Raw genomic sequence first — 25,511 nt, forward strand, 5'->3', positions numbered from 1 at the left:
ATGAGAAAACTGATACTTACCCTGTTTATTATATTGTATGGTTTTGGTCAAATGATGGCACAACGATTTCCTATCACTGTTGTTCCACAAATTAATCCGCCAGCTCCCGTAAATTTTTATAATTACGCAGATCAGGCTACGATCAATAGTCCGTTGCGAGTGCAATTGCTACTTAGCGATATTACCATTTCTAATGAGCAAATTCGATTAAAAGTATATTTTGAAGGTAATGGTATTGCTTTCGAAAGCAGGGATGTTGTTATAGGTGCTTCCTCATTATTTATTGATGGTGGAGTTCCTTTAGTGCTAACCAATACGACATTAGCGCCCTATTTCGAATTTCAAAATATACAAGGTATAAATTCGAATATCTATGGTAGCACTATTCCCGAAGGTAGCTATCAATTTTGTTTTGAAGTTTTTGATTTTTCTACAGGTAACCGTTTATCATCAAAGACGTGTGCAAGTGCTTTTTTATATAATAATGAACCTCCGTTATTAAACCTTCCTTTTAAAGGAGCTAATATAGAGCCAACCGAAACAGAGAATATTGTTTTTCAATGGACTCCAAGACATATTAATGTTAGTAATGTAGAGTATGAACTTAGTATCGTAGAGATTTGGGATGACCAGGTAGATCCACAAACTGCATTTTTATCTCAGGTTCCTGTTTTTGAAACTACTACCAAATCTACCTCATTTGTATATGGCCCCGCACAACCGCAATTGTTACCAGAAAAGCGATATGCATGGCGTGTAAAAGCAAAAGCGTTACAAGGTATTGAAGAGGTTGGTCTCTTTAAAAATGAAGGAAATAGCGAGATTTTTTGGTTTTCTAAAACGTCACCATGTAGTATGCTAGATAATGTAACTGCAGCGCCCAAAGGGATTTCAAAAATCAATGTTTTTTGGGGGGAAGACCCTTCAGAATATAGCGAATATACTATTGCGTATAGAGAAGCCAACAGACCTAATGCCTACTGGTTTACCAAACGTACCAATAGTGGTTGGACAACCATATGGGACCTTAAGCCAGGGACCACATATGAATATAAAGTAAAAGCAAAATGTAAATATCAGTACGGAAAATATTCTGATATACAAGAGGTTACTACCGATACAACACAGGATGAAACTGCAAATTATGATTGCGGGATTACACCAGACCCTATTGCTATTGCTAATCAAGAAGGACATCCAGGTCTAAAGATTGGAGACAGAATTACTGCTGGAGATTTTATCGTTCGAATAGTAGAAATTGATAATCAGGCTGATGGTCGTATTACCGGAAGAGGTTATGTAGGGATACCATATTTGAGGTCAACCCACTATGGAGTAAAATTTAATAATATTCTGATCAATACCGAAAATCAATTGGCAGAAGGGGAGATCGTAACCTTATATGATCCGGTGTATGGAGAAAGTGAAACCATGACTGTAGATATCAATACAGATGTAGTAGAAATTATTACCGGTGATGAAGGAGAAACCAGCCAGGTAGAGGTTGGATTTATTATAGAGAGTATCACTGTCGATGAGAATGGAGCAGTAATTATTACAGGAACCAATGGTGAGGAAGCTCTGGTACCCGGAGGGAGAGATTTACAGATTTCAGGTAGCGATGGTAAGGTCTGGAAAGTAGAGGAAAACGGTACAGTAAGAGCACTAGATGGCGTGATGGCAGAAGATGGGCCAGCTACAGATGATAATACAGAAGGAGTAGAAGACAATAAGGTTATACAGATTTCAGAAACGGGAGTCTTGATTACATTTATAGAATCGGGATACTATAATTTTGATGCACTACCAGACAGCGCCAAGGACAAATTAGGTACAGAAGAATTCTATCCTTCTATTCCTGTAGTGGGAGGAGGAACTTACACTCCGGCCTTTAAAGCAATATCTAATATAAGCGGAAATGATTTTGTTAAAGCCGTAGCAGATTTTAGTGACGATTCGATTGCTAACGAAGATATTGTATTTAAAACAAAAAGCGGAGTAGAAGTTCCAGCTAGCTGGGATAAAAATGTAGCGACATTAACTCTTAAAAAATCTTATGATTATGCAATAACCAAAATATTGGCAACGGTAAAAAAAGGAAAAGGTGAAAAAAGTACGATTGCAGGAGTTCTTAATGTAGTGCATTTGGGTAGCAAAGCATTTACCAATGTTAATATCGTACTGATCCCAGTAAATAAAGCTAAGGTAAACCGTGTCGAAGGAGAAATTAAAAAGATCTATAGTAAAGTTGGTGTTAATTTTAATATTACCGTTGGGCAACGATTTCAGGTGCCAGAAAGTATTTGGGATAAAGAAGAACCGTATGGTGTACTTAATGCCGGAGATAGTGGGGTATTATCTCACTACAGCGCAGAGGAAGCAGCGATCAATGCTTATTTTAAAACGACTAGTGAGTACAAGCAAGACGCATACTATGTTTTTGTCACAGACCTTAAAGGAGTAAACTCTAATGAAAACAGAGAGATAGAAGGATTTATGCCACTCAAAAGTCAGTTTGGGTATATATTTCAAAGTTCTACAGATGATGCCAGAACTATAGCTCACGAACTGGGGCATGGGGTATTTGGGCTCGAACACCCGTTCGAAGAATATGGTACTACAGAAGCAACTACCCATTTTATGATGGATTATAAAGGAGGTACAGCCTTTAACCATATGGACTGGAAAAACATCTTTGCTCCAGGATTTAAATTGTATTGGTTTCAAGGAGATGAAGAGGGGGAGAGTAGTAATAATATCGCCAAAAGAAAAAAAGAAAGAACAGAAGCCATGCTAAAACATATCCAGAACAGATATCATGGAGTTAATGATGTTTTAACCTGGAAACCCTTTTTAAAAAATAGAGCTTCTATTAATATCGTAAACCTTAGCGGTGAGCGTAATTTTAATTTTTCAGGAAATGTATTAAATTTTAACCTTGTAAATTACCCAATTTCGCATAAAACTGATATTAAAATTAGTGTCTCTCCTGGAAAAGAAAAACTCGAAATTAAAAAACATGATACGGGAGGATTATATTATCAATTAACTTTAAGAACAAATTTAGAAGGACAAAATTTTATATTTCAATTTGATCATCATGATCAATTAGAATCATTTTGTAATGATTTTAAAATAGGTCGTAAGGAAAGCTTTAAATCACCTAATCTTTCAAAGTATTCTAAGCATATTATAGCTTATCTGGAGAAGTATTTTTTCCCTGAAAGAGGTATCACTAGAAATACTGATTGTGATAATATTGACACCTATTTTTCTGAAATACCAGCAGGTTATTTAGTAGAGGCTAATAAATTGGATTTTGATCGTGAGAGACTATGGCAAACTTTAAAAATACTGCTAAGTTGTTCGGTTAATGATAAAGGAGTTTCTGAAGAAGATGCAGTGATAACTATTATAAAAGCTATAGCGAAAGATAAAGAAAGTATGTTTCTTTCGGATTTAAAATCTAGGAAGATCAATGATAATAATGCTTTTAGAGAGCTTTATAGCAAGATAGATGATTGGGGTGGTAAGGATAATTTTACAAGATTTATAAATGTTATTTATAAAGCTTGGAAAAACTCTAAATACAATTCAGACATAGTATATGACATACCGTATGAAAGTAGTAAATCTGGAGTTTTTTATTTAAGTGATTATGAAGTTGAGTTCAAAAATGAGAATACTGATGTCGAATTTATAGAAAAAGTTCAGACTTACAGATATGATGATTATGGAAATGTACGGAAAGGAAAAAAAGAGCCTGTTGTTAGAGGAATATATGATATTTATGACCCTATACGATTAACAAAATATGATAAGATTGTCAGTTCGGGTATTAATGTTAAATCGACAAAAGTACCAATGTTCATTCTTAAAGCTATTGACGAAAAGTATAGTACTAATAACATAGAACAAGGAGTACAACTTGCTTTTGAAGTTGCGCTTACAGCTACAGGGGTAGGTAACCTTACCAAGTTAAGGCATATAAAAACATTGGGTAAGTTAGAGCAATTTTTTGAAGGACTGAAATATGCAGAGACAATGGTAAGTGTAACCAATATGGTGCTTAAATACTCTGATTACTGTGCTCCTAGTCAGACTTCAGCAGTACCACCGACTACAAACACAGGAATGAATTTTTGCCAAAAATTTGCTCTTGTGGGAGATATTTTGGGGTCGATAAACGGGATTGCTGATTTTGCCAAAAGAATGGATGAATTGGATGATTTATCCAAACAACTTCGTAATGACGTAGATAATAATCCAGGTCTTCTACCAGATAATATAAGTAAAACTGATTTTAATCGTGTGATGAAAAGGTTGCATGAAAAGATAACGAATGAAAGGCTAAGTATACTTTGGAAATTGAAGGAACAAAGTGCTTTAAAAACTGCCCTTAAGGATTTTCAAAATTATCAGTTTTTATTGTCTAGTACAGAGACCTTATTAAAGTATTCTAAAACCTGTGATGCAGATGAAACGTGTAAGGAAATAAGAACTTATTTAGGACATATTCAAACAGCTATAAAAGTACAAGGTTTAGGAGGTACTATTATAAATAAGGCAAAAGCATTATCAAAGAGACTAAAAGAGGATCCTAATACCCTAAACAAATTACCAGAAGGCGGAAAAAAAGTGACAAACGATCTGGATGTTGTTGGAACTGGTGTGACCCCTTCGTTAAGAACAGTTTTACTAGATGCTAAGTATACAAATACAAAAGTAAAACAAATGTATGATGAGGCATCGCCTACAAGAAAGTCAGAACTCGAACAATCATGGAAAGTTCTTGAATCTTTTGAAAATATTCGATTGGGTAACGATGGTAAAAATTTAGAAATTCTAGCTAAAACCCATAGTCGATTTACGTATGGTGATCAAAACTCTTTTCAAGGATTTGATCAACTTATAAATAATGGTTCATCAGTAAGTAAGAATAACCTGTTTCGTGGACTAGAACAGGCGAACGAACTTTTTAATCTTGATTGGAATTTACCGGTTAAGTTTTCGGGAATCAAAAAAGGAGATGTTATTATTACAACTGTAATAGATGGAAAAAACCAAGAAATAGCACGTATCAATAAAGAAGGAAACCTAATTAAGAAAAAATTTCTGGATGAAGCAGATGGAGCAGAATTTGCTGGTAAATATAAAGAAGATGTCATCTTAAGAAAAGGAAAAGAAGTTGGGTTTAAATTGATTAACAAAGGAAATGTTTTTAAAATTGGAGATGAAATTGAAGGTGTTGCTATACAGAGAGTTAGGCGAGGAAAGAACAATAAGATTATTGTTATAGGAAGAAAAATGGAAGGTCATGTTTTAAAGGTGGCCGAGAAATTAAAATCAGAAGGAAAAAATGTAGAAGTATTAAATGACTTATATTTGAAACCTCTATATGATGATGGTTTTGAGTTTATAATTAATGGCAAAAAGTGGACGGTGGACTCAGCTTGGGAAGATATGGTTAAAAACCCAAAATGGGATCAATTTAAGAATGAAAATGGCCATATTAAACCTGAGCATATAGTCAAAACTCCAATGTATGAAATTAATAAAATGTGGATCGAAAAGGTAGAACTAGATGATGTAACCGTAATAGATATTGGGTATCCAAAAGGAGAAGATACTTCAAGTTCTTTTTATGAAATGGAGGTTAATACTATAAACTGGGATTAAATGAACAAAGAACGAATTGTACTTTTTAAAAATATTGAAAAACTTTTCATACAATTTTTTCAGTTTTATATTGAAGATTTTTCGGATACTTTTAATTCTAAAATTGTAGAAGATTCTAAAGATTTAGGTTGGTTAGAGATAATCGTATTAAATAATACTTTTGATAAACAATTAAAGTTTTTAATCTCTGATGGAATAAATGATAATAAAGATAAATTTAATGGATTAAAGTTTTTTATTGAATGTAATTCTTCCGAATGTCAAAGATCATCATTTTCAATTATTGATTATTGCTCTATGAAGAACATAGAATATTTTAATAAAGACTTCTTTATTAACGAACAAAAATTAAATGAAAATGTAGAAAAATACCTAGCTGAGATAGTAAAAATTCTTGAGTTCGATGAAATTAAAGAACTATTATTCTCTAAGAAATGGTTAGAAGTTCCTCCAGATTACTCACCATATAAATAAATTGATACTATTAAAATAGTATAGATTTTGAACGATATACAAATTCTAGTTTGAAGTACCTTTTTGACTTCTCATAAATAATGACTTCACCTCAACAAAAAGCTCTATATAAGAGCTTTTTTGCTTTAATATAGGAATATGCCATTCCTAAGTTCTACCATTTTTTTAAAGCCGAAATGTTTTTTGTGTTGATAATTAGGGTTTTAACTGTGTTTTTTTACAAAAAAAGTAAGGCAAAAACGTAAAACCCCTGAAAACCGTGATATTTTCTATGAGGCTTATTAATAAACTTGCATAATGTTAATCAACTTATAAAATAACTATGTTTTTTAACAATGGGTTAGAAATAGAAAAACCTGTAAACATACATTTTTTAAAAGATAATTTTGCCCCAGAGCCTATGAATAAAGTACTACGATTCGCATTAGTATTATGTCTTTGTTTATCTACAACAAGTTTGTTGGCAAATGACATGTTATATGCTACAGAGAAAAAAACAGAAGATACAAAAAAGGAAAAGGCAGAACCGGTTAAGGATAGTTTGCATAACAATGCCACGGTTACCAATACCAAAATAGCACCAGCACAACCAGTTAAAACCTTTAGAGAATTTAAATCTCTCGAGAAATTTGATACCCCTATAGTAAAGGAAAAAATATCTGATTTTGAGGTTACAGAAGGTTTTCAGTTTAATGGACCTAATGCCGAACAGGACAAGAATTGGCTTGAGATAGCCAATGGTGTGTTTGAAACCATAGATAATACAAAGAAATATATTGAAGAACTTACTAATGATGAGTTAAAAGAACTACCTGTTGCGATAAAACCGGTAACTATTAGTAATGTAACCTATACCGTTGGGATCGCCAAAGCCGTTTTTAAGCCAGCACATACAGAACTTACAGTTTTTCTTAGGGTAGAATTACCAGAAACAACAACTACATCGACGACCACAGCAGAAGGAACAACCACCACAACAAAAAATAAAAAAGATGTATTGATTTTAGGAGCATCTAATATCAAACTATCTCATGATGGTGGGATAGATGGCGATGCCAGATTACATCTAATTTCGCAATATACCATGAATCTTAATAGTGGTGCCATTCTACTTACTTTAAAAGGAAGTTTCGAAGAACCAGGTACTTATGCGTTGATTGACTGTTTTGGTTTTAAAGAATTTGGAATAGATGCCAATATCAAATTCACCGATGGATTATTATTTCCTGTAGATGAAAACGGTAAAAAGAAAACAGGCTATGTTGATAGTGATTTTAAAATAGTAGCAGAAGATTGGAATGATATGGTAGTCAACATTTCATTACCCGAGTTTGGGATCACAGGAGCAGCAAAGGGCACTACCTTTAAACTAAAAAATGCAGTACTGGATTTTAGTGATCTACGTAATGACGAGTCGATGCCATCGGGATATCTAAATACATATTACGTTGAGAACCCCAATTTGTGGAGAGGAGTATATGTACAAGATTTAGAAGTTGTTTTACCCAAAGCATTCGAGAAACAAAATAATGATAAAAGAGTTGCTTTTGGAGCGCATAACCTGATTATTGATGGTCAGGGAGTAACTGGCAAGTTTACAGGAGATAATATTCTCACGCTAGACGAAGGATCAGCTTCGGGATGGGCATTTTCATTAGATCACTTTTTACTGGATATTGAAGTAAATAAGCTGAAAGGAGGAGAGTTTGAGGGACAGATCATATTACCTGTATCCGAAGTCGATAAGGTAAATTATACTGCAATGATCCAACCCGATGAATATACTCTTAGTGTATCTAATACCGAAGATATTAATTTTGATGTATGGAATGCTGAAGTAACCTTAACTCCTGAATCTTATATAGAACTTAAAGTTAAAGATGATAAGTTTCGGCCTAAAGCAAGCTTAAATGGATCCATAAATATTGCATCCGGGTTAAAAAAAGAAGAAAGCACATCAACAGATACTAAAAAAGATAAGACTGTCGATTTTAAAGGGATTGTATTTGAAGAAATGGTCATACAAACCGAATCTCCAAAATTTTCGGTTGGTTATTTTGGGTATAAAGGAGAAATGAAAATTGCTAATTTCCCTTTAACGGTTAATGAAATAGGATTAGAAACCCCTTCTGATAATAAAGCAGCACTTGTTTTTGATTTTAATATCAACCTTACCTCAGAAGGAGACGGAGCTAATGGTGGAGGAGCCAAACTAAAAATTAATGCGCTCTTAGATCAAAGTGAAGGACGAGATCGCTGGAAATATGATGGCATAGACCTCGAACGAATTTTCTTGCAAATGTCTGTGGCAGGAATGGAGCTAAAAGGAGCCATCTTTATTTTTGAAGATGACCCAACTTATGGTACTGGTTTTGCCGGGGCGGTAGGAGCCAAGTTTACTACAGGAATGAAACTAGAGGTAGAAGCCAAAGCTTTGTTTGGTAAGACCGATAGTTTTAGATATTGGTACGCAGATGCTAGTGTGACTTTACCGCAAGGGATTCCTATTTTTCCCGGGTTTGAGATTAATGCGTTTGGAGGAGGTTTCTATAACCGTATGAAGATGGCCGGGACTACAAATCAGAAAGATGCACAATACACTCAGATAGGAGCATCTAGCTCTGGAGTAATTTATGAACCCTATAATGAGAATGGTTTTGGAATGAAAGCCTCGGTAGGGATTATCACAGCAGGATCACCAGATCTTTTTAATGCAACGGTAGAGTTCGGGATGGCATTTTTACGATCAGGAGGGTTACAGGAAATATATATGAAAGGCCATGGCAGGCTTATTGCTTCGTTACCATCTGATTTTTATGATGCAATTAATGATCAGTTAAGTGATATTGCCAGTAATGTAGGATATGATGGAGAACCACCATTTACTCCCGACGGAGCAATTACAGCGGATGTATTTATCGGTTATGATTTTGTAAATGATGTTTTTCATTCTACGTCAGAGGTATATGTGAACCTTTTCGGAATCCTCGAAGGTGTTGGAGACAATGGACGAGCAGGGTGGATGGACTTTTATGTAGATCCAAACGAGTGGCATATTTTGATAGGAACTCCTAATGACCCTATAGGAGTAGCACTAAATCTGGGGTTTGTTAAAATGAAAACAAAAAGCTACTTCATGTCGGGAGATAATATCCCAGGTAGCCCGCCACCACCTGATATTGTAGCCAACCTTTTAGGAGTAGATGCGTCAAAATTAGATTATACACGTGACCTTAACTCCCTTAAGGCAGGTAAAGGGCTAGCGTTTGGATCTAGCGTAAGTGTGAGTACAGGAGATCTTAGGTTTTTGATTTTCTATGCACGATTTGATGCGGGAATAGGATTTGATCTTATGCTTAAAGACTATGGAGAAGCACATTGTAAAGGCTCTTCAGAACAAATAGGAATGAATGGCTGGTATGCTAATGGGCAATCCTATGCATATATGCAAGGAAAAGTAGGATTGAAAATAAAAGTATTTGGATTTAAAAAGAAAGTATCCATTTTTAATGGAGGAGGAGCTATACTAATGCAATCCCGATTCCCAAATCCGGCATGGTTTAAAGGATATTTAGCAGGTCGTTATCGTATTCTAGGAGGCCTGGTCAAAGGAAGTTTCAGATTTAAAATAGAACTTGGAGATAAATGTGAAATTGAACAAGGAGGTGTACTTGATGGTATGGTAGTTATAGGGGATATGACCCCAGAAGAGAGTTCGGTAGATGTAGATGTTTTTGCTGCACCACAAGTCGTATTTAATATGCCAATAAACAAAGTATTTGAAATCCCAGATGATTCTGGAGATCAAAAGTACCGTATTCTTATGGATAAGTTTGAAGTAAGCAAAGAAGGGCAATTACTTCAGGGAGAAATAAAATGGGGCAACAATAATGATATGGCCGTATTCTATTCTCATGAAATATTACCGCCAAATACCCAACTCAAAGCATTTGTACAGTTACATTTTGAAGAATATAAAAATGGGCAATGGCAGATCATCAAAGAAAATGGAAGTGTTTCTACAGAAACCAAAGAAGTTAGTTTTACTACAGGAGAAGCACCAAAAACAATTCCATTACATAATATCGAATATATGTATCCTGTACTTGGGCAAAAGAATTTCTTTGCCAAAGAATACAACATTGGATATATCAACCTAAAACGAGGACAATCATACCTATTCGATCCTGTACCTAATTGGAATAAAAATATGACAATGAGTGCTGATTCTGGAGAAGATTTGGTTGAAAACTTCGCATATAATACAGGCAAAAAACAACTTACTTATGCTATTCCGGAAACGATAAGTACTCAAACAGCATATCATGTGGAGATTAAATTGATTCCTCCTAAAGAGGATAACTCGGGTAATATAACTGAATCCTATACTAAAACAGAATTAGGGGATGAGGAATCTGGAAATGATGTTGAAATAAGAACCCGAAAAGCTGAAGGAGTGGTTACCCAGGGAGAGGAACGAGAGTTATTGACCTATGATTTTGGAACAAGTGAGTATACCACTTTTAAGAAAAAGATGAAAGCAATGAATACACATCAGGACTTGTATGACCTTATTACAAAACCTTATGGGATGGTTCTTGTATCACAAATAGATCCAATAGAGCCTTTTGATATGGTAGAATTAGCTGGGAATCAGTATTCGGGCGGTACTTCTTTAATTAAGGCAATAGCCACTCATAATGATACATACTATAAAAAAGAGATTAGACCTTTGCTTTATGAAAATTATCCGATAGGGAATAGCATTACGGTAAAAAGAGATGTCACCAAAGTAGGTGTTCCTCCTATAGAAGGTGTGGAGCCACAGTCATGGTATTTGACATACCTGGAGAACGATCTTAATGACAGAATTAGAACATATAATCCATATCGTTATGACTTAACTCTATATTACTATCGAGACTATGTTGACTTAGGATATCAATTAACAAATTCGAATCTTCCCTGGGAAACTATGCAGCAATATAGAGATCTGGTAGTAGGGCCATTTCCGATAATGAAAAAAGAGACTTACAAAACCAAATTGCAATATGTATTACCCGGGCAAATACATAGAGGTAGTGATATAATATCATACAAGTATGGAGATAAGTAAAACCAAAACGATGCAAAAGGTATTCCTGGGGATAGTATTGCTGTTATCGTTCCCGATATGGTGTCAAAAACCTATTGGAGATGAACCTCCATCGGTACAGGTGATTAGTAGGGTGACCAAAGAAGCCATTATGTTGCGATGGGCAGTTACCACCCCTACAGCGTGGAAATATGCTAACAAATACGGATTCACAATAGAACGTAAAACTATTGTGAGAGCGGGAGAAATTCTTAGAGAACCAGAAATAAAAAAAATCACAACAAGACCAATACTGCCTAAACCACTAGCAGCATGGGAAGAATTTGCCAGTAAGAATGATTATGCAGCTATTGCAGCACAAGCTATTTATGGAGATGACTTTGATGCAGAACTGGAAGAAGGAGGTAATGATATGATGAGTATTGTGAACCTGTCTGACGCTATGGAGCAACGCTTCTCTTTTGCATTGTATGCAGCAGATCAAGACTTTGAAGTAGCAAAGTATTCTGGATTGGCCTATATAGATACAGATGTAAAACCCGATGAGCGATATCTTTACAATATTAAGACAGCTATCCCTGAAGAAAAAATGAGTGTAGCACATGGGGGAGTATACCTTGGACTATCAGATTATATCGAATTACCACAACCAATAGATCTTGTTGGAATATTTAAGGATAAAAGTGTGCTACTAAGTTGGAATTCTACATCATTGGCAGACTATTATAATAATTATATTATAGAACGATCAGAAGATAATGGTACTACGTATATACCTGTAAGTGATGTACCCATAATTAATATGGGTGAAAAAGAGGAAAAGACTACAGATCGTATGTTTTATATTGATAGTTTACCACAAAATGATAAGGAATATCGGTATAGGATAAAAGGAATATCGCCCTTTGGGCAAATAAGCCCTCCTTCTAAGACCGTTGCTGGAGTTGGTAAAAAAGCTTTAGAATATAATCCGGCAATACAAGAGGCAAAGTTACAATCTGATAATACCACGGCAATAATCACCTGGGAATTCCCCGAAGAAGGATTAGAATCCCTGAGTCATTTCGAATTAAACAGATCAGATGCTATCAAAGATAACTACCAGATAGTGATTCCTGATATTGCTAAGACCACAAGAAGTCTAGAGTTCAAAAATTTAAGTGTAATTAATTACTTTACAATAACTGCAGTTGGAGTAGACGGTACAAAACGAGTATCGTTTCCAAAGATGGTACAGCCTGTCGATGATACACCACCAGCTAATCCTTTTGGACTTACTGGTGTTATTGACTCTACAGGAATAGTACGATTACAATGGAATGCTAATACCGAACCCGATTTTTTGGGATATCGTGTGTTTAGAGCAAATCTCGAAAATGAAGAGTTTACACAGATTACTTTTCGTACGATACCCCAAAATAACATTGTAGATACGATAAACATAAAAACCCTGAACAATAAAATCTATTATAAAGTTCAGGCTTTTGATAAACGATATAATCCTTCGGGGTTTTCTGAAGTAGTGGCGCTTAAAAAACCTGATATCATACCACCTACAAAACCAGTTTTTAAATCATTTAGTGCAGATAAAGGAGTAATAGAATTACATTGGATAACCAGTAGTAGTATTGATGCTTCAAAAACCCTGGTGTATCGTAAAGAAAAAGGAAAAGAATCCCCCTGGCAGTTGGTGTCAGAAACCGATATCCCCCAGAATCAGTATAAAGATGTCACTGCAATACCTGCGTTAACCTATCTATATACCCTGGTAACCATGGATGAATCTGGATTAGAGTCAGAACCGGTAACTCCTTTAACGATTAGCTTACCGGATAATAAATCCAAACCAGAAATAGATAAGTTTGTCGCAGTTGTAAACCGTGAAGAAAGACAAATAGGGATAAACTGGAGATATACTGCAAAAGGAGTTAAAGAGTTTTTATTATACAAAGCAGAAGAAGGAAAACAACCTACACGATATAAAATATTTTCGAATACAGATACCAAATTTACAGATCACCAACTCACCGTAAATACAAAATACACCTATTTATTACAGGCAGTATTTGATTCGAGGGCGAAATCCCCAATTAAAAAAATTGAAGTAGAATATTAAAGAAAAGATATGAAAAGGATAGTACTAGTTTTAGCACTTTTGATTTCTGCACCCATGATACATGCACAAGATTTTGTGATGAATATTAATGGATATATTGGCTTGGCAGGAAAGGATTGTGGTTCTCCAGGGATACAAAAGGTAACTTTAATATATGCTAATGGAAGTCGAGAGGTAATCCCTTTTGATTATAACAATTTTTATAAAAGATATTATAATCATAAGAAGGAATTTACAGCAAGTAATAAAATTGTTGCAATACAGTTTGATACTAAGAAAAATAAAAAACCAGAATTTAGCGGTTGTAAAATAACTGGTAGATTACAAGAAAGAGTAATTAATATTCGAGAATATTGTGCGAATAAAAAGCGATACGAGAATATTCCGAGAGAAAAGAAAGATGAAATTTATCATCCAGATTTCCCTGGTTTTGTTACTATATCAATAACTCCCAAAATAAGTTTGTCGTATAAAGATGGTAAAGATGTTACAACCAACTATCACATATGCAAGAGTAGTGCTGTAGATATTCAGGCTACTACCGGTTTTGGTATAGGAAATAGTATTTATAAGTGGGAATTTTTTGATATTGTGGGTAAAAGGACTGTACCTCATAGTACTCTTGTTCGGCTACAGGGAGAATTACAAGAAGCACAAGAACTTTTGGATGAATGTATAGCTACAGAAGGCAATGTGAAATGGTGTAGACCACAACTTAGAAGAAGAAATCAAGCTCAACAAAACTTAGACAATTATATGGCTACAGGTCCGTTAACCGAAGAGGTGGATTATGGATGGCGACCTATACGAAATACTAGTAAAATCGGGCAACCTAATATTGCCTTAGCCCTAAGTGATCTGTACCCCAATGCAGCAGATCGTAATCAAGTGGTAAGAAAAAATATGAGGGTAAGGATTAATCCAGATTGTGGAAATGGAAGTGCCTCTAATCAACTTACTATTGTGTATTTGCCAGATTTACCAAAGGTAGTTTCAATACAAGAAAAACACCCTTCGTGCTCAGGTAGTAAAGATGGTGGTTTTACGATTACTTTTGATCGGGCATTGAAAGCGAATGAAACGATGGATTTTGCTTTACGATTAGACGGTATTCCCGATAAAAATAAAACTATTGAGAGTAAAGATTTTTCTGGTAAACAATATACCTGGACACCGACAGATTTGGAAGCAGGTGATTATACTCTGGTCGTTACGGGTGGGACTCTTGATGGAGAATTAATTGAAAATTGCAATACAGGAGCCGATAAGACTTTTGAATTAAAAACCCCTCCTGCAATTAATTTTACAGCATCTCCAACTCATAAAAGATGTTATAGTGATAAAGGTGGTAAAATACAAATAAATGTAACTTCAGGTAGTGCTAATCAATATTCTTTAAATGGAACAGACTGGATTGGTTTTACGGGGTCTGGTGTTCTTATAGAGGATTTACCTCCTGCTACTTACACGGTGTGGGTAAGTAAAAATGGTAATTGTGTAGTTTCTAAACCTAATATTACAATAAATGAGGCTACACAAATCCAGCATGAAGAAGGTGTCATTGTGCCTCCTGGAAAACCTGAAGCCGAAGATGCAAGTATTCGTGTAAAAAAAGTATGGGGAGGTACGCCCAAAACAGATGGTAGTGGTGCGTATTATGATGCTACCATTTTTATTAATGGGTCATCTACTAATACAAAGACACAAAGAGCTGGTGCCAATGGTTTTGATATTCTGAGTTTACCAAAAGGGACGCATGAGATCGAATATAAAGACGCCAATGGTTGTGAACAACGATATACGTTTACAAAAATAGAAGATCCCTTACCGATACAATTCAAAATAAAAAAACAAGATCCGAGTTGTTCAGAAGCAATCGACGGAATACTAGAAGTGATTGATTTGGTAGGAGGGCATCCACCTTATACCATTTCATGGAAGAAAGATGGTAATGCTTATGGAGTAGGTGCTTCTATTGAAGGAGGTCAGGGTAATTATGATGTGGTGATTACCGATAACCGATCTGGTAGGGCAGAGCAAACAGGAATTAAATTTGATAATGTCCCTTTACCGATTACTATTACCAATATCAATATTCAACCCATATTATGTAATGGTGATAAAGCCAAAGTAACCATTACAGCTGCGGGTGGAGGTTCTGGATCCTATCAATATGCGTTATGGACAGGAGCAACAACTTCAGTGTGGCAAGACAGTAATGTATTTGCATTAGACGCCAATACAATATCAGGATATCGTTTTAGAGTAAGGGATCGAAATGAAACTGGCTGTGATTCAGATATATCTGGTAGGCAGCTTATAGATGAGCCCGCTAAGATCGATATCGAGACTGTTAAAGTGGTTCATAATAAAGTTTTTAATGATAACAAGGGAGCAATAGAGATTAATGTAACAGGAGGGAAGCCAAATTACACTATAACATGGGAGAAAGACGGAACTCCTGTTTCTAATACAGGCACATCTATTTCAGGTTTGAAAGCAGGTGATTATATAGCTATTGCAAAAGATGATAATGGTTGTGAGGTAAGATCATTAGCTATATCAGTTGAAGAACCGGGAGAACTTATTGTTACCATAGAAGAAACAGTTCCTATACCATGTTATGATGGAGTAGGAACATTGACAGCGGATGTTAAGGGAGGATCTTTAAGTTATACCTATCAATGGTATAAGGATGGTAGACCAATAGCAGGAGAAGAGTCTAATACGCTTTCAGATATCAAAGCAGGCAATTATAATGTTCATGTAGAGGATGGGTATACCGCTACAGATACTTCTAAAGAATTTGGAGAACCAGAAGAATTAATTTTGATAATAGATAAAACAGAAAATGTTTCATGTTTTTCGGGTAAGGATGGAAAAATCTTTACTAAACCTCAGGGAGGTACTCGTCCTTATTATTTTTCTATAGATGATAAAAAGACGTATATCTCAGAGGATGATTTGACCAATCTAACCATAGAAGGATTAGAAGCAATATCATATACTATTTGGTTAAAAGATGCTAATGGTTGTGAAATTTCAACTCCTCAAACCGTTACATTAACATCACCTAATGAAATTATTGTTACGGCAAAATCAATTGTACATGCAACGACAGTAAACGGTACTAATGGTAGTATTACTCTGGATGATGTTATCGGTGGAGTAGGAACATATACCTATAGCTGGAGTAAACAAGGAGACGTAAGCTTTATCAAAACAACCAGAGATATAGATAATTTATCATATGGTATATATACAATTTCTGTACAAGACACAAATAGTTGTGTGGTCGAAAAAACTTTTGAAGTAAAACAACCTCTTCCTATGTTTGTAAAGATAGAGATAAAAAACCCTATCCTATGTCATGATGATGCTTTGGGAGAACTTGTAGCTACCGTAGAGGGAGGATATCCTATAGAATCAACCCCTGCAGATTTTGAATATCGATGGTATAAAATAGAAAGTAGCGGAGATGTTCCTATCAATACAGATCTTACGCTTGATCGGTTAGAGAGGTTAAAAGCAGGAAAATATAAAGTAGTAACCAATGATTCTCAAGGAGCTACTGCAGAGGCTACTATCGATCTTACTCAACCAGAAGATCTTGTCGTTAAACTTAGCAGTGCTTCTACAAAAATTCTTTGTTATGGAGATACAACAGGAGCTATTGATATCACAGTAGAAGGAGGTCCAAAAGATCCAGGAACAGGAGCTTACCTGCCTTATACTTATAGATGGACAAAAGTTGAGGATCCGGATTTTGAAGCTACTACAGAAGACTTGCAAAACATGCCAGCAGGTACTTATGAAGTAGTCGTTATAGACGATAATCTATGTACAACATCCCTTAGTGAAGCTGTTACTATCGAACAGCCCGATGCTGCATTAGAAATTTATGATGTTGTGGCCGTTAATTTAACAGGTTTTAAAGCGGGAGATGGAAGCATATCCTTAGAGGTAAAAGGAGGAACAACTCCGTATAGTTATGCATGGAAAAACTTGGATGACCCTTCATACACAGCTTCGAGTCAGGATATTAATGCACTTCAGATTGGAAGATACGAATTAGTGGTTACCGATGCTAATGCCTGTAGTATATCAATAACCCGGGAAATCACAGAACCTAATCAATTGATAGTTGCTATTGTGCCATTATCAGAAGATGAAGGAGTTCAATGTTATGGAGAAGATACAGTAGTACCTTTATCTACAACTACGCAGGGTGGTATAGGAGATTATACATATCAATGGTATGAGCAAAAAGATCCAACAGATATTCTTTTTACAACACCACAAACCACAGTCGTTGGTGCCGGAACCTATACAGTTATTGTAACCGATGCCAATGGAAATACACATGATGATACTTATACCGTAGAAGAGCCCGAAGCTCTAGATATTGATCAAGAAGTAACTCATTTGTTATGTAGAGGAGATGCTAATGGAAGTATAGACATAACGGTTAAAGGTGGGGTAGAACCATATTCATATAGATGGAGCACAGGAGAGAATAGCGAAGACTTATCTTCATTACAGGCTGGTAATTATGTACTAACAGTTACCGATGCTAATAACTGTATGATAACAAAAACAATTGAGATTAATCAACCCCCAGGATTATTTGTTAATGGAGATATTATTAGAGTGAATCCTTCATCAAGCGGAGCACGAGATGGGAGTATAACAGTACATATAGCAGGAGGAACCCCTTCTTATCGTTACGAATGGAGAGATTCTGGTAATGTATTGCAAAGTTCTACAACAAATGTGCTTAGTAACATTGGATCAGAAAAGTACTCTTTAACGGTTATCGATGCTAATGGATGTAGTTTGCATATCCCAGATGTTGATGTATATGATCCTCCGATCTTAAAAGTAGAAATAAAACAGGTAAATGTGATTTTATGTAATGGAGATGCTACAGGTAGTTTAAATGCCAGAGCAGAAGGAGGTACACCATTTAGCGGAACAAAACAATATATCTATCAATGGTTTGATGCCGATGAGAATAGCGTTGTTGGTTCTGATAGTTTTTTATTAGAAGGCATTACATCAGGAAACTACAATGTTATTGTTACCGATGCCATGGGAGTCAGAGTAACTAGTGCAGATTTTTCACTAACAGAACCCAAAGAATTAGGATTAAAATTAGATGTAGATTTTAAAAATTGTGGAGATGGAGAAGATTGGACAATTATAGCACAGGTAGAAGGAGGAACAGGGCCTTATACCTATTTATGGAATACAGGAAATACTAGCGATAGAATAGAAAATGTTGTAGGAGGTACATATAGCGTCGAGGTTACAGATAAACGAGGATGTTATGTTACAAACCAAGTTATTACGATTGCCCCAGAAGCATTAAATGTAAATCATTCACAAACAATTCCTACATGCTATGAAGGATGTGATGGTACTATTATCTTAGAAACGTTAGGAGGAACTGCTCCATATAGTTACCAGTGGAGTAATGGGCAGACAGGAAAGAATCTAACCAATATCTGTGCTGGTACATATTCTGCTAGTATTACAGATGCTAAAGGATGTCGGATCACAAGAGAATATGTTCTGGATAACCCGACCCCGTTACTAGTTGATATAGGAGAAGATGTTACATTATGTAAAGACCAAAGTATTGTATTAGATGCAACGATAACAGACCCCGATGCAACGTATCTATGGACTTCAGAAAATGGATATAGCAGCACAGATGCTGTTATTGAAGTAAGTGAGTCAAGTATTTACCAGGTAGTTGTTACCGATTCTAAAGGATGTGTTGGGTCTGATAGCATTTTTATAGATAGTTCTACAGAAGATATCACAGCTAACTTTTTTGCTTCTACTCAGGTGTTTGTAGGAGAGAAATTTGTTATTGTAGATAACAGTGATCCAATACCAGATAATGTAGATTGGATATTCCCAGAAGAAGCCGTTGTAACTTATGAAGATGATAATTATGCAGAGGCGATTTTTGAGACTCCAGGAGAATATGAGATTACACTACAAACTTATCGTGGGTTATGTACTGCTATGACTACAAAAACAGTTATTGTTGTAGAAAAAGAAATTGAAAACGAAGGTGAAGGAGAAGGAAATCCGGATATCCAGAGTTTTATTGACTATCTGGTATATCCAAACCCTACTACAGACGGAAGGTTTAAAGTAGAAGTAGATTTACAAAAATCACAACCTATTAGCGTTAAGATTTTTAATATGATTAATAATACCCTTATCGATTCGAAATCGGGAGAAGGCAATGATACTTATACATTCGACTATGATATGTCGATATTACCATCAGGAATATATTTTGTTCTATTAGAAACTTCATCTGCGAGCCAGGTGAGAAAATTGGTCATAGAATAACAAAGAAAAAACATAATTAGGTTTGAACAGAGCTGTTTGTTTCATCGAAATAAGCGGCTTTGTTTTTTATGATATAAATTACCGGGTATATATTACACATTAGTTATTAAATGAGTTCATTATCTTTGGTGAAAAGATTGAAAACAATAGTATACATTTATTTAAAAAACCAGGGGTATTGGAAATTTCTTCAGCATATCTTGACATCCTTAAAAAAGAAGGAAATAAAGCATTGGCAATTTGCCAAAATTTAAATACAAATAATGAATTTAGAAATACAATCACCTCTATTGTAGATGATAGTTTTCAGAGTGTGGATTATAAAGCAGAACATATACTTTTGCATGATATTGTTAGGGTAGTTGATGATTTTATAGAGATACATGCTGATGCTGCTAAAGTATCAGCAAAAGTGAAATTTATTCTGGTGTATTTTTATGAAAAACTACAAGGAAATGATTTAAGTAAGACTTATGACCTAAAAAAGCTAAATGAACTTCCTTTATCATCTCAGTTTAGTAAAAATGTAGCTACGATCAGAAACACCTCTTTTTTTGAATCTATTGATGAGGTTAAGACCGAATTTGCCTTACCAGTTATTTTGGCAAAATTCAAAAATAACCATTCAATGGGTATAAGTTCATTTTTAAGTCGAATAGCCTCACTGGTCGTTAATGCAGATGGAATAATTACAGAGAAAGAACGAGATTTTTTAAAACGAGTATCACATAAGGCAAATCACCCCAAAATAGTTGTAAAAGAAGCCAGATATAATGAAGTGCCAGAAAATGATACCCTCGAGATTGTACTTCAGGAACTCAATGAACTTATAGGTCTTAATGAGATCAAAAAGAATATTGATGATCTTACTAATTTTCTAAAGGTTCAAAAGATAAGAAAAGAAAAAGGGTTGAAGACTTCTTCTAATTCATTGCATGCAGTTTTTATGGGGCCTCCTGGTACTGGTAAGACTACAATTGCGCGTATGCTAGGAAGAATATATAAACATCTCGGTTATCTGGAGAAAGGACATTTGGTAGAAACAGATAGAGCAGGTATGGTGGCTGGCTACGTAGGGCAAACAGCAATCAAAGCAGATGAGATTATAAAATCGGCTATTGGCGGTGTTTTGTTTATTGATGAAGCATATTCACTTACTTCTGGAGGATTTAATGATTTTGGAAACGAAGCAATAGAAGTTCTGCTAAAACGAATGGAAGATCAACGGGATGATTTAGTTATTGTTGTAGCAGGATACCCAGACGAAATGCAGGAATTTATACAAGCTAATCCAGGGCTTCAATCTCGATTTAACCGATATTTTGAGTTTGATCATTTTACTGCAGAAGCACTGTTAAGCATTTTCAAACTTTTTGCAAAAAAAGCTGATTTTATCCTTACTGAAGATGCAGAAGAAAAACTAATGGAAATTCTGGATAGAATATATGAAAAGAGGCATAGAGGTTTTGGAAATGCAAGAACAATACGAAATCTGTTTGAAAAAATTATAGAACGCCAGGCTAATAGGATTGTTTCGATAACTCCAATTACAGAAAAAATATTGATGATGTTAACCGAAGAAGATATCCCAGAAATATTAAAAACGGTAAAAGAAATTATTCTTTTTGAAGAAGAATAGAAGTACTCATCTTATTATTTTCAAAGTTTTTAAACTTTTCTTTTTGTTTTGATTTTTCTTTACGAGCCGTCATTCATGATTTTTTCGAGATCATTCATTGCTTCAGAATAAATAATCTTGGGAACATCCTGTAATGTGATAAGGCGATGATCTGCTTCATTTCGCGGTTCTGAAAAACAAAAACTATCAGTTTGAACAAACCCCAAGGGAGTGAAAAAGCATTTTCCTAAAATCATCTCTTTATCAAACATCCCTTGGATTTGTAAATTATAAGTTTCTACAAAAACTTCTATTCTACCCTCCTTAAAAGCTTTTTTATATGATAATATACTTCCGCCATCTCCAATACTTCCTCTTCTCCAGCCTCTTTTTTGTGCTCTGGCCTTAAACTTTCCTGCTGTTAAGGTTCTGCCTTTAAAATTTGTGGATAATGTTACCCTATATAACTTCCTGGGAAGTTGTATTATATTTCTATCTAATTGTTGAATAACTGGAGTTATTTTTTGATTCTCTAAATATTTTTTCCATTTCGTTTTTATTTTAGACTTCAGGAAAATAGGGTGTGCTAGTCGTATCTGGTCGTCATGATTAATATTCACAGGTTCCTGCTTATAGTTTTTTAATTTACCACTTGCAGCTACGATGAAGGTGTCTTCATTGTTTTGTTGCCAAATCAGAGTTTGGCCACAGGCAAAAGCAATGGGGTGATTGAGAAATAATTTTTTCCAATCTTTTGTTTTCCAAAACTTCTGTATAACCAGGTAATTCTCTAAGCTATGCTTAAAATGTTGTATGGTATGTTTACGTATAACATTTAAGTTTTTTAACGTTGTTTTGATATCTTCAGATGTTTTGATGATTGATTTCACCTGCTTTCCCCGTTGATTTTTAAAACTATACTTAAGCTGTGGGCCTATACATATTACATACCCGTTACTCAATACTTTTTTCTGATTTATAAAATTGAAATCAGGAATCATACTATCTTTCAATTCAAAATAGGTTAGTCCCAATTGCTCTGCTATAGATTCAAACGCTTCTTCTGCTGCATAGCGAACATTGGGGTGTTTCACATAAAAGTGCTGAATGATTTGATCTAATGCTAATGCAGCTCTACGTGTTCCTATAATCCCCAGAATAATACAGGCGTTTATATTTTTATCATGTATAGCAATATTTTGCAGAGGCACGGCCAATCGGTGATCTCCCAACTTTCCTAAAATAGCAAAACCTGGTTTTGCAGCTACTTTCATACCCGTGTTTTTTACCATATTTTGAAACAAGTCATAAGCAAAGTCAGCACCTTTTTTCTGATCTAGTAGAGCATACATGGGTTCTGCTTCTATATCTACATCAATTTTTTTAGAGCTTATTTGTCTGTAAAACAGGTAGTTTGTTTCGGTTTTTGATAGCGTAGTACCGTCCTGCCATTGTAATTCGGGTAATGTCCCGGTCCATTTAGGGATAGGGTTATCTAGTTTCCCTCTTTGCAATGCTAGGTGAATACGTTTTTTGATATCTTCAATAGATATTTTACTCTGATTCTTGTGATTATAAAATGTACACACAGCAATATTACGTACATCTTCTAAAATCTCTTTTTCGACTATAGGTTGTAATGAAGCGATTGCTTCTTCACATCTTATTTTACTTAAAACAAAAACTCCAGCTCTTTTTTCCTCTTTTTTTTCTGACAAGGTTAGTTCTTTTGCTTTGTGAAAAATATCGTTTGTTGGATATCTAGATAATAAAGAAGCAGCTATATCTGCCAGGTCCTGATATTCAGAACATGCGATATCCCATATCAGATCATAATATTTTGAGAAATCTAACCCTTCGAGCAGTGCAAAAGCTTGCCTGTAATGTGCAATAGTAGTATTATCTTTTATGTTTGTTTTTAATGCTTCTATTGCAATTTCTATAGCATCTTGTTTGTAACAATCAACAATATGCTGAACAACCTCTAGATTTAGTTGTTTTGTATCTTTTGCAAATGAAAACAATTCGGTTTTTGTTTCTTTTCTAAAATGTTTGCATACCCAACCAATAAATTTGGGGATGTCATCCTGAAATAATCCTGTAGTAGAAGGCCAATTAGAAGTACAATTATTTTGACTTAAATTTTTGCGTTCAGAAATATAGGGAAGCACTTTTTTTATATGCGCTACAGTTGGTTTCCTGTACTTTTTTCTGGCACGGGTAAATAAAATCCTGTGACATTGCATCACAGAACAAATACAATCAGAACCTTCCATTTTTTCTACTACGAAGGATTCGAATTTTTTTAGATCAATTTTACACAATTCTTCTAACCAACTAAAGCGAATATGTTTTTGAGCTTCTTTTCCTGTATAGTATAGAGGAAGCTTTTCTAAAAGTGTGTCGAGTAAACTTTGCTCTGTAGTACCTAGTAATGACAATAATGGTTTTATGTAATTTTCGTTTTCTAATAATTGTATGATTCTTATCTCATCTTCTTTGACGAGTTCGAGTATTACTTCTCCCACAGAATTAACAGTTTTATCTTCTCTTAAAAAGGAAACTTGTTCTGTTGCATTTAAATACGCAGAAAGAGAAGTCCACGTATCTATATTAAAAAGACCCAAAACTTTTAGAGTTAAACCAAAGAGATCTTCTTCTTTTTTTTCGACTTTTAGTTGAGGCAGAAACCATTCTTTAAAAAAAACCTTATAATATCCTTCAGCATTGGTATCTTTTACATAAAAAAATGTATCATTACATATAAATGCAAGAAGACGTTGATCGATAAAACTCCATTCTTGTATCGGACTAAATAAGGTAGCTAAACGATCAAAAGTATCTATTTTTGACCTTGTTATTTGTGGTAACTCATCAGATTCTCCAAAAATAAACTTTAAGATATTTTCAAAATTTTCTCTGTCATGGTCATTGTACATTTTTTTACGAAAATCATGAAGTACGTTAACCCATTGTTTTTTTCTTTGAGCAACCAGTTCAATTATATCTTCATTCATTTTTTTTACAAAGGTCAATCTAAATTATAAGGTATCATTTGATCTATATCAAATTCGGTTTTAGGACTTTCGTATCCTGTTTAATATTTAAAATCAGTTGTTTGGCTTTAATGTTTTAGGCCTGTTTAGAAGTGAATATCGTATTGTTTAAAATACATTTTTGGAAATAGATTAAGACATTTGTAATCCTTTTTATTGTAATAATAATGTAAAAAGACGTATTTTAGAATTTTAAGAGTATCGTATATGAGTTGTAACAAATTGTGTTCTTATTACACTAATATAATGAAGTCTATAAATCAATAAGGAAATCATACAAGATCATTTGTTTTGTTAAATGCTTTTAATCCATGGCTTGGTAAGGTTAAAAAAAACAATAATATTTATAAGAATTTATATAAATTTACCTCCTGGATCAGTATTTTAGCAATAATGAGCTCATCAAAAATATTTTAAATGGCTAAAGAAAAATTTAACTGGAAAGGTCTTTTTATTAACGACGAAACTTCAGAAGGAGAAAAACCAATAGAAACAACTTCAACACCACCTAGTTCTAATTCTTTTCCAGAATCGGGGAAATCAGTTTCTAAATTTCCAGTACACCCTCCAAAAGCAACTTTGGTAAGTGATAGTGTGCTTACTACAATTATAGAGATGTACGAATCCGGCTTTGAGTCTCTTAATAAGCCGGGATATGATTTTTATGAATTTTTTAAAGCGATCAAAGCAGTTGGATCTAATGATCCATCTGTATATAAGATGGCTTTTACAATGGCTCAGGGAGTAGACTCGAATGTGTCTAAAAATTCACTTCTTACACAAGCTGATTTTTACATTAAAGAAATCGAGAAAGTACATAAGCAGTACCAGAATCAAGGGAACTCTAAGAAATCTAAGATTTTGAGTACTCAAAAAAATAGAAAAGATACCCTTAATACTGAAATTTCTGATTTAGAAAAAAAATTAATTGAGATTCAGAATCAAATCAGCGTAAAAAAAGACTTACTTCAGTCGGTTGATGCAGATATGATTTCTGAAGTATCAGAGATAGACCAAAAAATTGTTGCTAACGATAAAGCAAGATCAAAAATTTTGGAAACAATATCAGCAGTTGTAGAGGGGATTAAAAATAATATATAA

The 25,511-nt window shown here is 34.6% G+C and carries 8 protein-coding genes; 7 read left to right on the forward strand and 1 reads right to left on the reverse strand.

The window, feature by feature from the left end; translation table 11 throughout:
- The 6 genes from Z053_RS0106245 to Z053_RS28010 all read left to right on the forward strand — a co-directional run bounded on the left by Z053_RS0106245 (position 1) and on the right by Z053_RS28010 (position 21,375).
- On the forward strand, positions 1-5,679 hold the full coding sequence (locus Z053_RS0106245) for a fibronectin type III domain-containing protein (protein ID WP_025664180.1): 5,679 nt from the start codon (positions 1-3) through the stop codon (positions 5,677-5,679).
- Positions 5,680-6,153, forward strand: a complete 474-nt coding sequence (locus Z053_RS0106250; protein ID WP_025664181.1) for a hypothetical protein — start codon at positions 5,680-5,682, stop codon at positions 6,151-6,153.
- Between the two features lie 322 nt (positions 6,154-6,475).
- Positions 6,476-11,269 carry a hypothetical protein gene (locus Z053_RS0106260; RefSeq protein WP_035095295.1) on the forward strand — a complete coding sequence of 1,598 codons (4,794 nt, stop codon included), beginning with the start codon at positions 6,476-6,478 and terminating at the stop codon, positions 11,267-11,269.
- Positions 11,256-13,364 carry a fibronectin type III domain-containing protein gene (locus tag Z053_RS0106265; protein WP_025664183.1) on the forward strand — a complete coding sequence of 703 codons (2,109 nt, stop codon included), beginning with the start codon at positions 11,256-11,258 and terminating at the stop codon, positions 13,362-13,364. The genes Z053_RS0106260 and Z053_RS0106265 overlap by 14 nt, the downstream gene beginning before the upstream one ends.
- A gap of 9 nt (positions 13,365-13,373) precedes the next feature.
- The gene (locus Z053_RS0106270) at positions 13,374-19,736 is read left to right on the forward strand and encodes a T9SS type A sorting domain-containing protein (protein WP_035095299.1); all 6,363 of its coding nucleotides are present in this window, start codon (positions 13,374-13,376) and stop codon (positions 19,734-19,736) included.
- A 178-nt stretch (positions 19,737-19,914) separates the two neighbouring features.
- Positions 19,915-21,375 (forward strand): AAA family ATPase, encoded by a 1,461-nt coding sequence (locus Z053_RS28010; RefSeq protein ID WP_025664185.1) that lies wholly within the window; start codon positions 19,915-19,917, stop codon positions 21,373-21,375.
- A gap of 59 nt (positions 21,376-21,434) precedes the next feature.
- On the opposite strand, the gene Z053_RS0106280 is transcribed toward Z053_RS28010, so the two are convergent.
- On the reverse strand, positions 21,435-24,371 hold the full coding sequence (locus Z053_RS0106280) for a DUF4132 domain-containing protein (RefSeq protein WP_025664186.1): 2,937 nt from the start codon (positions 24,369-24,371) through the stop codon (positions 21,435-21,437).
- Between the two features lie 456 nt (positions 24,372-24,827).
- Here Z053_RS0106280 and Z053_RS0106285 point away from each other — a divergent pair, with 456 nt between their 5' ends.
- Positions 24,828-25,511: a hypothetical protein gene (locus Z053_RS0106285; protein WP_025664187.1), complete on the forward strand. Its 684-nt coding sequence runs from the start codon at positions 24,828-24,830 to the stop codon at positions 25,509-25,511.

It is taken from the genome of Aquimarina megaterium XH134, assembly GCF_000520975.1.
Classification (GTDB): domain Bacteria; phylum Bacteroidota; class Bacteroidia; order Flavobacteriales; family Flavobacteriaceae; genus Aquimarina; species Aquimarina megaterium.